Annotated in this window: 16 protein-coding genes; 12 read left to right on the forward strand and 4 right to left on the reverse strand. The window is 55.9% G+C overall.

Features of this window, described 5'->3' with window-relative positions; all coding sequences use genetic code 11:
* The first annotated feature begins 141 nt into the window (after nucleotides 1-141).
* On the forward strand, nucleotides 142-1,422 hold the full coding sequence (locus ACN0X0_RS07300) for a PP2C family protein-serine/threonine phosphatase (protein WP_417278612.1): 1,281 nt from the start codon (nucleotides 142-144) through the stop codon (nucleotides 1,420-1,422).
* Here the strand turns inward: ACN0X0_RS07300 and ACN0X0_RS07305 are convergent.
* A complete protein-coding gene (locus ACN0X0_RS07305) occupies nucleotides 1,407-1,838 on the reverse strand; it encodes an NUDIX hydrolase (RefSeq protein WP_417278613.1) in 432 nt (143 codons plus the stop codon). The genes ACN0X0_RS07300 and ACN0X0_RS07305 overlap by 16 nt on opposite strands.
* Before the next feature lie 77 nt (nucleotides 1,839-1,915).
* Here ACN0X0_RS07305 and ACN0X0_RS07310 point away from each other — a divergent pair, with 77 nt between their 5' ends.
* From ACN0X0_RS07310 to ACN0X0_RS07330, 5 genes are all read left to right on the forward strand, one after another.
* Nucleotides 1,916-2,917: an Hsp33 family molecular chaperone HslO gene (locus ACN0X0_RS07310; RefSeq protein WP_226551731.1), complete on the forward strand. Its 1,002-nt coding sequence runs from the start codon at nucleotides 1,916-1,918 to the stop codon at nucleotides 2,915-2,917.
* A complete protein-coding gene (locus ACN0X0_RS07315) occupies nucleotides 2,901-3,503 on the forward strand; it encodes a CoA pyrophosphatase (protein WP_417278614.1) in 603 nt (200 codons plus the stop codon). Before ACN0X0_RS07310 ends, ACN0X0_RS07315 begins: the two co-directional genes overlap by 17 nt.
* A gap of 44 nt (nucleotides 3,504-3,547) precedes the next feature.
* The gene (locus ACN0X0_RS07320; RefSeq protein WP_417278615.1) at nucleotides 3,548-4,660 is read left to right on the forward strand and encodes a CCA tRNA nucleotidyltransferase; all 1,113 of its coding nucleotides are present in this window, start codon (nucleotides 3,548-3,550) and stop codon (nucleotides 4,658-4,660) included.
* Nucleotides 4,647-5,864, forward strand: a complete 1,218-nt coding sequence (locus tag ACN0X0_RS07325; protein WP_417278616.1) for a class I SAM-dependent RNA methyltransferase — start codon at nucleotides 4,647-4,649, stop codon at nucleotides 5,862-5,864. The genes ACN0X0_RS07320 and ACN0X0_RS07325 overlap by 14 nt, the downstream gene beginning before the upstream one ends.
* Nucleotides 5,865-5,933: 69 nt before the next feature.
* Complete coding sequence (locus ACN0X0_RS07330) at nucleotides 5,934-6,434, forward strand: L,D-transpeptidase family protein (protein WP_417278617.1); 501 nt, start codon at nucleotides 5,934-5,936, stop codon at nucleotides 6,432-6,434.
* Nucleotides 6,435-6,452: 18 nt separating this feature from the next.
* Here ACN0X0_RS07330 and ACN0X0_RS07335 read toward each other — a convergent pair whose 3' ends face one another.
* Nucleotides 6,453-6,989 carry a CAP domain-containing protein gene (locus ACN0X0_RS07335; protein ID WP_226551740.1) on the reverse strand — a complete coding sequence of 179 codons (537 nt, stop codon included), beginning with the start codon at nucleotides 6,987-6,989 and terminating at the stop codon, nucleotides 6,453-6,455.
* A 162-nt stretch (nucleotides 6,990-7,151) separates the two neighbouring features.
* Between ACN0X0_RS07335 and ACN0X0_RS07340 the strand changes: the two genes are divergently transcribed.
* Complete coding sequence (locus tag ACN0X0_RS07340; RefSeq protein WP_417262404.1) at nucleotides 7,152-7,745, forward strand: L,D-transpeptidase; 594 nt, start codon at nucleotides 7,152-7,154, stop codon at nucleotides 7,743-7,745.
* Between the two features lie 123 nt (nucleotides 7,746-7,868).
* A complete protein-coding gene (locus tag ACN0X0_RS07345; protein WP_417262403.1) occupies nucleotides 7,869-8,054 on the forward strand; it encodes a hypothetical protein in 186 nt (61 codons plus the stop codon).
* An 86-nt stretch (nucleotides 8,055-8,140) separates the two neighbouring features.
* Here ACN0X0_RS07345 and hemH read toward each other — a convergent pair whose 3' ends face one another.
* Entirely contained in the window at nucleotides 8,141-9,226 is a 1,086-nt protein-coding gene (gene hemH, locus ACN0X0_RS07350) for a ferrochelatase (RefSeq protein ID WP_417278618.1), read from the reverse strand.
* A gap of 48 nt (nucleotides 9,227-9,274) precedes the next feature.
* Nucleotides 9,275-10,099, reverse strand: coding sequence for a methyltransferase domain-containing protein (locus ACN0X0_RS07355; RefSeq protein ID WP_417278619.1), 825 nt, complete (start codon nucleotides 10,097-10,099; stop codon nucleotides 9,275-9,277).
* Nucleotides 10,100-10,156: 57 nt separating this feature from the next.
* On the opposite strand from ACN0X0_RS07355, the gene ACN0X0_RS07360 reads away from it, so the two are divergent.
* Genes ACN0X0_RS07360 through ACN0X0_RS07375 form a run of 4 tightly spaced genes read left to right on the forward strand, consistent with a single transcriptional unit; the run spans nucleotide 10,157 to nucleotide 12,448 of the window.
* Nucleotides 10,157-10,870 carry a ComF family protein gene (locus ACN0X0_RS07360; protein WP_417278620.1) on the forward strand — a complete coding sequence of 238 codons (714 nt, stop codon included), beginning with the start codon at nucleotides 10,157-10,159 and terminating at the stop codon, nucleotides 10,868-10,870.
* A 35-nt stretch (nucleotides 10,871-10,905) separates the two neighbouring features.
* Nucleotides 10,906-11,163: a glutaredoxin 3 gene (gene grxC / locus ACN0X0_RS07365; protein WP_417278621.1), complete on the forward strand. Its 258-nt coding sequence runs from the start codon at nucleotides 10,906-10,908 to the stop codon at nucleotides 11,161-11,163.
* 3 nt (nucleotides 11,164-11,166) lie between these two features.
* Nucleotides 11,167-12,006, forward strand: coding sequence for a carbon-nitrogen hydrolase family protein (locus ACN0X0_RS07370; protein ID WP_417278622.1), 840 nt, complete (start codon nucleotides 11,167-11,169; stop codon nucleotides 12,004-12,006).
* Entirely contained in the window at nucleotides 11,999-12,448 is a 450-nt protein-coding gene (locus tag ACN0X0_RS07375) for a MarR family winged helix-turn-helix transcriptional regulator (RefSeq protein WP_417262397.1), read from the forward strand. The genes ACN0X0_RS07370 and ACN0X0_RS07375 overlap by 8 nt, the downstream gene beginning before the upstream one ends.
* Nucleotides 12,449-12,458 lie beyond the last annotated feature (10 nt).

The raw sequence follows: 12,458 nt of genomic DNA on the forward strand, positions 1-12,458 counted from the left end.
CCATTTCACGGTAAATAGAACCCCAAGAAGATTACCGATCGGTAAGGATGTGATCTGATTTCCGGAAAATTTTACATTTAAGGCGGCATTAAACCGATCGGGTCATGCTCAGACATCGAAATGATTATGAGGACGTCGATTTTGGCCATCGCTCAAGAAAAACACGCATATCTTCAGGCCGTTCCTGAACGCGGCGTGGTGAATAATGTGCTGGTCGTTGATGATTCGCGGGCGCAGAGGCGTATTCTTTCGTCCTATCTTGGGCGATGGGGCTACATGGTGTTTGAGGCGGCATCCGGCGAAGAGGCGCTGGAAGTTTGCCAATCTGAAGCCATTGATCTGGTCGTGTCGGATTGGATGATGCCTGGCATGAGTGGTTTGGAATTCTGTCAGGAATTTCGGCAGCTTGAACGTGAACACTACGGCTATTTTATTCTTTTGACGTCTAAATCCGACAAGACGGAGGTGGCTCAGGGGCTTGATATCGGCGCGGATGATTTTTTGACGAAACCAGTCGCGGGAGATGAGTTGCTGGCACGTATTCGTGCTGGCGAGCGTATTTTGCGCATGGAGCGGGAGCTGACGGAAAAGAACCGGCTCGTGAGTTCGACCCTGACGGAAATTTCTGCGCTTTATGATTCTCTCGACCGTGATCTGGTCGAGGCACGAAAGCTCCAGCAATCCCTTGTGCGCGAACGGTTTCGTGATTTTTCCTCCGCCCAAGTGTCACTTCTGTTGCGACCGAGCGGGCATGTAGGGGGGGATTTGGTTGGCTTTTTTCCGATCAACGATCAGCAATTTGGAATTTTTTCCATTGATGTATCGGGCCACGGCATTGCCTCCGCGCTTATGACGGCGCGGCTCGCGGCCTATCTGTCGGGGTCAACCGCAGAGCAAAATCTGGCCATCCAAGTCGGTGAAGACGGCGCCCATGTGCCGCGGAACCCGTCTGAGGTGGCGGCCAATTTGAACCGATTGATGTTGGAGGAAATGGAGACGGATCTCTATTTCACCATGATTTTGGGTCATTTTAATCGCATGACGGGCGACTTTGTGATGACCCAATGCGGTCATCCAAATCCCATTCGTCAATCACCTGATGGTGTCGCCACGTTCTTTGGGACGGGCGGACTTCCCGTTGGCTTGCTGCCGTTTGCGGAATTCGAGGATGTCCACATCAAGCTGGCGCCAGGCGAACGCATTCTGGTGTTTTCGGATGGTGTGACGGAATGCCCGGACGGTGGAGATGGCATGTTGGGCGAAGAGGGGCTGATCGAGATGTGTCACCAGATCTCCAAAGAAACCGGCAATGCATTTTTTGATACCTTCCTATGGGACTTGAATAATTTCAACAATGACAGGGATTTCCCGGACGATATCTCGGCGATCCTTTTGGAGTATCCCGGTCAGAATAAGGTCTGAAGAAAGGCTCTGTCTCCGGGGTTTCCAAGGCTGATCATAGCCTGATCCAAACTTGCCCAATGAACGGAATGATCATTCTCTGGTGGCTCGGCCAGTTTCCGCACCGGAAACGCCCGGTAGATATGACAGATTTTTTCCGCCCAGAGATCGTATTCGGGCATAAAAACAAATCGGCGGAAAGCTCCAAGGAAGCGCGGCTGCGCAATGCGCCAGCCTGTTTCCTCAAAGACTTCACGATGCAGGGCGTGGACTGGGCTTTCACCGGGATCGATGCCGCCACCGGGGAGTTGAAATTCATGGTGAATGCCGGCCTGATAGGTCAGAAGCACCTGATCGTTTCGCGGAAGAATGGCATAAGCACCGGGACGGGCACGATATGGCTTCCCTGAAATCCTGGGTTCTCCATATCTGCGCATGTGCCTGACCTTTCTTCAATGGTTGTTCCGCCTATATGAACAGGATATGCCAGCGCCGAATGTCAGGGAACGCAAAAATGCTCGGATCAAAAATCGCTTGGGATGACACAGTTCTCCCGTTTCAGTTGGACGCCTCCGATATACGCGGCCGGGTGGTGCGCCTCGATGGTGTGCTGGATAAAATTCTATCGCAACACGACTATCCGAATGAGATCGAGGCCTTGGTTGCCGAAATGGCTTTGCTGACGGCGATGATCGGCCAAACCATCAAGTTGCGTTGGAAGCTGTCTCTGCAGGTGCGTGGGGATGGTCCCGCACGTTTGATTGCCACCGACTACTATGCGCCAGCGTCTGAAGGTGAGCCGGGTCGTGTCCGTGCTTATGCATCCTATGATGCGTCGCGTCTTGTGCCGCGCGTCGATCCGTTTTCGCAAATCGGCAAAGGTTATTTCGCCATTTTGATCGATCAGGGCCAGGGTAATGTGCCCTATCAAGGCATCACTCCGATCTCTGGCGGCTCTCTGTCGGCCTGTGCAGAGACCTATTTTGCCCAGTCCGAACAGCTTCCAAGCCGGTTTGTCACGAGTTTCGGAAAATCCCAAACGCCGGGTTCCGAAGAGGGCTGGCGTGCCGGAGGCGTAATGCTGCAAAAAATGCCGAAAGCCTCGCCTTTTGTCGCGCAATCAGAAGAGGGGGATGACAGCGGCCTGTTGCGCGCCTCCGACATCTTGGATGAGGAGGATTTCGAGGATTGGAACCGTGCCAATATCTTGCTCGATACCGTCGAAGAGATGGAATTGGTCGGCCCGCGTGTGCAACCCACCGAATTGCTTGTGCGCCTGTTCCATGAAGACAAGCCACGCGTTTTCGATCCGCAGCCGGTCGCATTCGGCTGTCAATGTTCCGAAGAACGTGTGCGCGAAAGCCTCTCGATCTATTCTGCCAAAGACATTGCGCATATGACGACTGAAGAAGGTCTTGTGACGGCGGACTGTCAGTTTTGTGGGGCGCATTATGTGCTTGATCCCAAAACGCTGGGGTTCGAGGCGGAGGATAAACAGGATGGTGACGGAGATTGATCGAAACGGCCTTGCGGCGCTCTTGCGAAAATCCGGCGAGACTTCGTCGGATTTTGACCTGAACAAGGCGCTGCGTCCGACAGTTACGAGCCCCCTGCGCGCTGCCGGGGTGCTGGTGCCGATCAAGGAAACCGCAGACGGCTTGCGTCTCATCCTGACAAAACGCTCTTCGGCGCTCAAACACCACCCGGGGCAAATTGCATTTCCGGGTGGTCGGGTCGATCCCGAAGATCACGATCATGTCGCAGCCGCGCTGCGCGAGGCCTATGAAGAAATCGGTCTTCCTCCCTCAAATGTGGATGTTCTCGGCGAATTGCCCACACATCAAACCGTGACACAGTTTGAAATGTTTCCAGTTTTAGGCTGGATTAGAGACGATTTTACGCCAGTTCCTGAAGCGGGTGAGGTGTCTGAGGTTTTCGATGTGCCGCTCTCGCATGTGCTGAATCCGGATAATTTTTCAATTCAGTCGCGTCGTTGGCGTGGACAGCTGCGTTCGTTCTATACAGTGCCTTACGGACCCTATTACATCTGGGGCGCAACGGCGCGCATCTTGCGGGTCTTGGCGGAGCGGGTAAACCAATGAGAGTGACCTCCTCTTGGATCACGTCACCCGCAGCAACGCGCCTCATGTCGATGTTCTCAGATGCGGGGGAAGAGGCATTTTTCGTCGGTGGATGTGTGCGCAACAGTCTGATGAATGTGCCTGTGAGTGATCTTGACGTGTCGACCTCCGTACGGCCGGAGCGTGTGATGGAATTGGCAAAATCCTGTGGGTTCAATGCCATTCCCACCGGGATCGAACATGGCACCGTGACCGTGGTTGTCGATGGTGAACCCTTTGAAATCACGACGTTTCGCAAAGATGTCGAAACCGATGGCCGTCGCGCGGTTGTGGTGTTTTCCGATAGGCTTGAGGATGATGCGCATCGTCGCGATTTCACCATGAATGCGCTCTATGCGCGGGCGGATGGCACCATTGTCGATCCTCTTGTCGGGCTGCCGGATCTGTTGGCACGGCGGGTGCGCTTTATCGACGATGCCAACCAGCGCATCCGCGAAGACTACCTCAGAATTCTGCGGTTTTTCCGGTTTCATGCTTGGTATGGCGATGATGACGCGGGGATGAACCCGGAGGGGCTTGCAGCCTGTGCGCAGAATATCGAAGGCCTTTCAAGCCTATCAAAAGAAAGGGTGGGCGCCGAGCTGATCAAGCTTTTGTCTGCCTCTGAGCCAGACCGTGCGGTGGCTGCGATGGATCATGCGGGGGTGCTCAATGCGCTGCTTCCGGGGGCTTCCACAAAGGCCTTCTTCCTTTTGACTTCCTTCGAGCACAGCGTTGATCCGATTGTCCGTCTGGCCGCGCTGGGCCGATTTGATGTGGCGAAGATTTTGCGCCTCTCCAAGCAACAAAGCCGGCAATATGATACGCTCAGGACCTATGCAGAAGGGGTCGAGACGATCCGCGAGATTGCGTATCGCGAGGGCAAAAAGATGGCCTGGGATGTGGCGGCTTTGCGGGCAGCATTTTTTGAACAGCCACTGGATGCATCTCTGTCCGCAGAGATTGAAAAGGCCGCCAAGGCAAAATTCCCTGTCTCAGCGCAGGATCTCATGGCCGATTTTTCAGGGCCTGCGCTGGGCACTATGTTGCGAGATTTGGAACGGGCGTGGATCGAAAGCGGATTTCGTCTCACGTATGGGGACCTCATGAAAAAAGCGGGGCGTGATGGATCAGTTTGAAATCGTGCGTTTGGGGCATAAGGGCGACGGCATCACCGCCGACGGGATTTTCGTCCCCAATACTTTGCCCGGTGAGGTGGTCGAAGGCCTCGAAGAGCAGGGCAGGGTCCCCGGCGCTCGGATTGTGACCCCATCGGAGGAGCGCGTGCGCCCGGCATGTAGTCATGCAAAGTCTTGTGGCGGCTGTTCATTGCAGCATGCCTCTGAGGATTTCGTGGCGCAATGGAAGTCGGATTTCGTGAAATCAGCCCTTGAAAATCAAGGTATTTCCGCTGAGTTAGGCTCTATTTTGACCTCTCCGGGACGCAGCCGACGGCGGGCGGTTTTCCATGGGCGACGCACGAAAAAGGGAACGATGGTGGGGTTGCACGCCCGAGCATCGGACAGTTTGGTCGAAGTGCCGGATTGTATCCTGATGGTGCCTGAGATCATGCAAGCCTACGGAGCCCTGAACAGGCTGGTCGAACTGGGTGGATCTCGGCGTGGGGAAATGGATATCACGCTGATTTCTTCGGACAGTGGGCTCGATATTGCGGTGGAGAACGGCAAGCCGCTCGATCTGGACATGCGTATCGAATTGGGCGGTTTTGTGCGGGATTTGTCTCTGTCCCGGCTGTCCTGGAATGGCGAAGATCTCGCCGGGGAGGCTCTGCCCTACCTGTCCTTTGGCAAAGCGCGCGTGGTGCCGCCTGCGGGCGCGTTCCTTCAGGCGACAGCGGAAGGTGAGGCGGCTCTCGTGACCTTGATGCGCAAGGCGGTCGAAGGCGCAGATCGCGTGATTGACCTGTTTTCCGGATGCGGGACGTTTTCTTTGCCCATCGCGGAGCATGCGGAGGTGCATGCTGTCGAGGGTGTCTCCGATATGTTGGAGGCTTTGAGCAAAGGCTGGCGTCAGGCGCAGGGGCTAAAGGCGGTGACGGTGGAGACCCGTGACTTGTTTCGACAACCGGTCCGCGATGATGAGCTGAACGCCTATGATGCCGCCATCATCGATCCGCCGCGGCCCGGTGCCTTGGCGCAATGTGATGAGATCGCGAAAAGTCGTCTCAAAACGGTTGGATTCGTGTCCTGTAACCCGATCACATTTGCGCGGGATGCGAAGGTTTTGATCGAAGCGGGCTTTGAAATCGACTGGATTGTGCCCGTGGATCAATTCCGCTGGTCGCCGCATGTGGAAATTGCGGCCTGTTTTAAGCGCCGTTGACACGAGAAAATATTGTCCTGACTCACCGATCAGGTGTATTTCTGTAAAAAAACAAATCGGGCAGAGATCATGGATCGTCGGGTATTCATCACAACGGCTGCGGCCGCATTAACTTTTTCCTCGGGGGCTTTCGCACGCACGCTGAGGCCCTATCGAGGGCCGGAAATCACGCGCATCGTGATTTATAAAGAGCGTCGCAAGCTCTACCTCTTGCATCATGAAGACGTGGTCAAATCGTTCAAGATCGGGCTGGGCGGAAACCCCATCGGTCCGAAGCGGTTCGAAGGTGACGGTAAGACGCCGGAAGGCAGCTATGTTATCGACCGCCGCAATCCGAATTCATCCTACCACTTGTCTCTGGGGATTTCCTACCCGAACGATCAGGATCGCGCCTACGCGGCCTCCCTCGGTCGACGTCCGGGTGGGGATATTTTCATCCACGGGCGTGCGGGCGAGAACCGAGGCAAGGGTAAGGATTGGACCGCAGGCTGTATTGCGGTCCGGGATCGTCAGATCGAGAAAATTTACACCATGGTGCAGGACGGCACCCAAGTGGATATTTTCCCGTAAAATATTGATTTGATACCGTTATTGGTTCGAAGCGATGGTTGTGGTTTGGGCGCCGATCAAGAGCGTCCACCACAATTTCCCACTGTCTTCCTGATACCACGAAAAGCCGATGTCGGTCGCTTTCGGGTCGAGAATGATGTCACGCGTATCGCTTTGTTCCATCCATGCCGACAGGGTTTCAAGCTCGGTCTCGTAGGTCTCGGAAATATTCTCGCCCAGCATCATGCCACGGTAGCCAGATCGCATGACGCGGTCGAGCGGCGAGGAGCCGTCAGAGCCGAAATGCCAGGGACGGTTTTGCACATGCATGTCGCGCGAATGGGTGGCGGCGGCGGCATTGAGATTTGCGTTCAACGTCACAGGCGACGCACCGGCCGCAGAGCGAAGCGCGTTGATCGAATCGAGCATCCGATATTGGATCGTGCCCTCATCTCTCGCGCTGATGCGATATACGCGGGGCAAAGGCTTTCCATCCGGACCAAGCCGTTCTGTCGGCGTGTCACATGCCGTCAATCCGATAAGGGCCACAATGAGGATAGCGATAATCCGGGACATGCCAGATACTCCATGACTGTTCTCCAGATGGATTAAACGCTTTGCCCGGAAGGATCAAATCATGTTCGCGGGTTTTTGCTGTGATCGATAGTTTGATTTGCGACTGAGACAAACGCGCCATATAAGACAGCGTAATCCCCATATCATGAATGGTCTCGTCCTATGAGTAAGACATCCGTTTCCAAGGTTTCCCGCCGTGCCTTTGTGGCCGGATCAACCGCGCTCATAGCGCAGCCGGTTCTGGCGCAAACGCAGGGGACCACCGAGATCGAAGGTGATATTTCGACCATGGTGCGTCGGAATATCTCGAGCTTTCGCTCGCTCGATTGGCGTCCCTATTTCAGCTCCCTGACAAATGGTGCGATTCTCGTCGATACGACCTCGCGCGCGCTGCATTATTGGAGTGCGGATCAGAGCATTTATAAGTTGTACCCGACCTCAGTGCCTCTGACAGAAGATCTGACGCGCCGTGGCCGCACGTCCATCATCCGTAAAGTCGAAGGGCCAAGCTGGTCTCCGACGCCCGCGATGAAGGTGCGCAATCCGGAGTGGCCGGATTTTGTCGGTCCGGGTCCAAATAACCCGCTTGGCACCCATGCGCTCTACCTGTCCTGGCAGTATTACCGCATCCACGGCACGCATGACACGCGCAAGATCGGCCGTCGGTCTTCGAATGGCTGCATCGGTCTCTACAATGAACATATTGCAGAGTTGTTTGATCTTGCTAATGTTGGTACACAAGTGTTGCTAATTTGACGACAAGCCCCAAGAAAATAGTCACCTCCCTGCGGAGTGATTGATTTTCCTACAGTTTGAGTTCTATAGCTTCTGTTGTGTAACAAACCTGCCCTCTTTCGTGGGGTTTAAGGAGGATTGACTATGAAAAAACTCGCTGCTGCTGCCGTTTTCGCTATGGCTGGCACCGCTTCTTTCGCTGGTGGCTACTCTGAGCCGGTTATCGAAGCTCCGGTTGTTGTTGAAGAAACTTCTTCTTCTTCCGCTGGTGGCTACGTTGTGCCGCTTCTGATCCTGGCACTGGTTGCTGCTGCTGTTGCTGCTGACTAATCGTCTGCACTGCAGTTAAAATTTAAAAGGGCGGCTCGTTTGAGTCGCCCTTTTCATTTGTCTTGTCGTTCGGGAGGCGGGGGGCGTTAAACCCATCCCGCCAGATTTTTACGGATTTGGCCCAAGAGCGCTTCGATATGAAGCGGATCATCATTCAGGCAGGGAATGTAGAGAAACTCCTCGCCGCCTGCGTGCTCAAAGCTTTCCTTGATCTCTTCGTTGATCTCTTCGAGCGTCTCGATGCAATCGGCGGAAAAGGCGGGCGCACAGACTGCGATTCTCTTGTTGCCCTTCTCTGCCTGACGCGCGACCTCTTCGACCGTGTAGGGCTGAAGCCATTCCTCGGGGCCGAATTTCGACTGAAACGTCGTCATGATCTGCGTGTCATCCCAGCCAAGTCGCTCTTTCAAGAGACGTGTCGTTTTTTGACATTGGCAATGATAGGGATCGCCGCCCTCTTTGAGGTAGCGTTCGGGCAGCCCGTGGTAAGAGCAAATCAGGATGTCCGGTTTTTTCTCAGTCGCCGCGTAGGCGCGCTCGACCGATTGGGCGAGGGCGTCGATATAGGTCGGATCGTCGAAATAGGGCGCCACTGTGCGACTTGCCGGTTGCCAGTTTTCCTCCATCAGGGCGCGGAAGAACTGATCGTTCGCCGTCGCCGTCGTGGCACCGGCGTATTGCGGATAGAGCGGGAAAAACAGGATTTTCGAACAGCCCTCTGAGACCAGTTTTTCCACCTTCGATTTCGTCGACGGATTGCCGTAACGCATACAGAAATCGACCATGACACGATCCCCGAACTCGGCTTTCAGCCCGGCTTCGATAGCGGCCACCTGTTGTTTGGTGATGGTCATCAAAGGGCTTTCATCCGCCTCGGTGTTCCAGATCGACCGATAGGCGGCGCCGGATTTCGACGGGCGAAAGGTCAAAACGATGCCTTGCAGGATCGGCTGCCATTTCCATTTCGGATAGTCGATCACCCGTTTGTCGGACAAAAATTCGTTCAGATAGCGCCGCATGGACCAGTAGTCGGTGTTGTCCGGCGTCCCGAGATTGGCGATCAAGACACCGATTTTCTCGGTCGGAACTTTCGGGTGATCTTTCGGAGCGTGAAACGGACAGGTGGCATCCGGAGCAGTCATGTTCAGCCGGGTGGGCTTCATTTGTCCCATGGGATTTCCTTTTTCTTTAGGCTTAGGATGGTGTAAGATCGGGGCAAGTCAACTGTCAGGCAGTTTGAATTCTTCGGTTTGGAGCGCGGCTGCCAGACTCATCTTTGCTGAGCCGGGCATGAGAGGTTTCGGCTGGCTGGCATCGGGCGCCCATCCGGTCAGAAACACCAGATCGAAGGTGGCGACCAGTCGGTCGTCTTCGGCAAAGTGATCTTTGTAAAGCTGTTCGGCGTGATCGAACATCGCCTTGCCAGCATTGGATTTTTTGCGAGCTGTGAGCGCGTTGCCTTCCCCCATGGCACGCAGATCGGCGGCCATGCGGGCCAGCGACGGGTAGCTCACTTTGCGCACGCTTTTGTCCGCGACCGGCAGGGCAAATGAGGCGCGTTGTAGCAGGGCGCCAAGATCGCGCAGCTCACCCATCGGCAAAACGCGCGGCGACAGCCCGCCCGTGATCATGCTTTCCGCCTGCCCAAGACAGGCGCGCAATTCGTTTAGGGTCTGATCCCCAAGGAAAGCGGCGATCATCAATCCATCGGGTTTCAGGGCGCGGTTGCATTGAATGAGTTGCCCGACCGGATCATTGGCCCAATGCAGGCTCATGGCGTGGATCACCAGATCATGCGTGTTTTCCTTTAGTGTCAGCACATCATCATCCGGGACGATTGTCGCGTCGGGGAACCACTTGGCCCAAATTTCGGGAAAACCGGTGACGATGGCGGGGGACGTAAACGATTTGTTAACCATGTCGAGCCGATCTTCGATCTCGAAACGGGCCTCGTCGTGCAAAAAGAAATCCCCGGCCTTCCGCAAGGCGCGGCGGCGATTTCGGGCCAACTGGTCTCGATCGACCAAAGGGGCAGGCTGCGACATGGGGTGTCCTGACAATGTCTTTGCGTTCAAAGCGCAATGTAGAAAGGTGAGCGGGAAATGCAAAGGCTGGCAAAGCTGATCTACCCGGCACAATGCCTCACCTGCGACGAAATGATCGAGGTGACGCGGGGTTTGTGCCCGACATGTTGGTCGAACACGCCGTTTATCGTCGATCATCCCTGCGAGGCCTGCGGTCGTCCGTTGATCGGCGATGCGCAGGAGGGCGATCTCTGTGACGATTGCTGCGCGCACCCCAGAGCTTGGGATCGGGGTCGGGCCGCGATGCTCTATGCGGGCAACGGACGCTCCATCGTGCTCAGGTTCAAACATGGCGACCGCACGGATTTAGCCTATTCCGCGGGCCAATGGCTTGCCAATGCGGCGGCGCCCCTGATCACGCCCGATACGGTGGTTGCCCCTGTCCCTCTGCATTGGGTTCGTATCCTCAGGCGGCGGTACAATCAGGCGGCTTTGCTCGCCGCGCGTGTCGCGAAATTGCATGATCGGCCCTATATCCCGGACCTTTTGAAGCGCTCCAGCGCGACGCGCACTTTGGATGGCATGACCGCAGAACAAAGGCGCGACACAGTGGCGGGTGCCATTCGGATCACCGTAAAACGAGCGGACAACATCAAAGGCAAACGGGTTTTGCTCATTGATGATGTGATGACGACGGGGGCAACGTTGACTCAATGCGCGGAGGTCTGTCTTGCCGCAGGTGCAAAAGGTGTGGACGTCGCGGTTCTGGCACGCGTGGACAGGGACACCTAAATCCTTATAGTCGCGGCTAACAAAAGGATTTTCCCATGCAACCTGTCACGCTCTATACGACCCCCATCTGCCCCTATTGCATCGCGGCCAAGCGCCTGCTCGATTCGAAAGGTGTCACTTACACCGATATCGACGTCATGCGCGATCCGTCAAAGCGTCAGGAGATGATGCACAAGGCGAATGGGGGCCACACCGTGCCGCAGATTTTCATCGGCGATACGCATGTCGGGGGCTGCGATGAGTTGCACGCTTTGGAGCGCGCGGGGAAACTCGATCCTCTTTTGGCGGGTTGAGGCATGATCAGAGTCGGTCTTGTCACCCTGAATTCTAGCGACGATCCCCTCGCGAACCTGCCCGTCACCTTGGACTATGTGAGTGCAGCAGCGGAGGCGGGGGCTGAGATCGTGATGACACCTGAGGTCACGAATTGTGTGTCCTCATCGCGCGCACATCAGTTGGAGGTTCTCCATCATGAGGCCGAGGATCCGACGCTGAAAGCGTTGCGTGATCTGGCGCGTTTGCGCGGGATTTGGGTCTTGATCGGCTCGCTGGGGCTCAAGACCGATGACCCGGACGGGCGTTTTGCGAACCGGTCTTTTCTGATTGGCCCGGAGGGAGAGATCAAAGCCCGCTACGACAAGATTCACATGTTCGATGTGGATGTCAGCGAGACGGAGCGCTATCGTGAATCCGATGGCTATCGTCCGGGTGAAAAGGCCGTTGTCGCCGCGACGCCTATGGGCAAGATCGGCATGACGATCTGCTACGATCTGCGTTTTCCGCATCTTCATCGGACGCTCGCCAAGGCCGGTGCCGAGATTATCACCCAACCCGCCGCCTTTACCGCCGTCACCGGCGAGGCGCATTGGCATAGCCTGTTGCGCGCGCGGGCAATTGAAACCGGCTGCTACATCTTGGCGCCTGCGCAGACCGGGCATCATAAGGAAAAGCGCGATGTGAACCGTCGGACTTATGGTCATTCTCTGGCCGTGTCGCCTTGGGGCGAAGTGATCTTTGATGGTGGGGTTGAGCCGGGTTGGGGTCTTGTCGAGATTGGTTTGGACGAGGTCACCAAGGCCCGCAAGCGCATTCCTGCGCTCATGCATGATCGCGACTTCGAGGTCTCACATGTCTGAGACTCCAAACCACGATGCCCTCTCTGTGGCGCTGTTTTCCGAAATTTTCATGGCCGATCAGTTGGCGCGGAACCGGCTGACCAAGGCTTTGCCAAAGGGCATGGAGATCAGCCATTTTTCCGTGCTCAATCATCTGGCGCGCGCGAATGACGAACGCTCCCCGGCGCAGCTGGCGCGTTCTTTTCATGTCACACGCGGCGCGATGACCAACACGCTGAACAAATTGGAATGGGCAGGCCATGTGCATATTCGCCCCGACTGGGACGATGCGCGGCGCAAATTCGTGTCAATTTCGCCCTCGGGCCGTTCGGCGCGAGATGCGGCCTTGGCGGCGATCGCCCCGATCCTCTCTGAGATTGTCGAAGCCATCGGCGTTGAACGTGTCAAGTCCGCCCTGCCGGTGCTACGCGAAATGCGCATCCGGTTGGAGGACAAGAATTAAGCTGGATTAG

The organism is Celeribacter sp. (genome assembly GCF_048270365.1).
Lineage (GTDB): Bacteria > Pseudomonadota > Alphaproteobacteria > Rhodobacterales > Rhodobacteraceae > Celeribacter.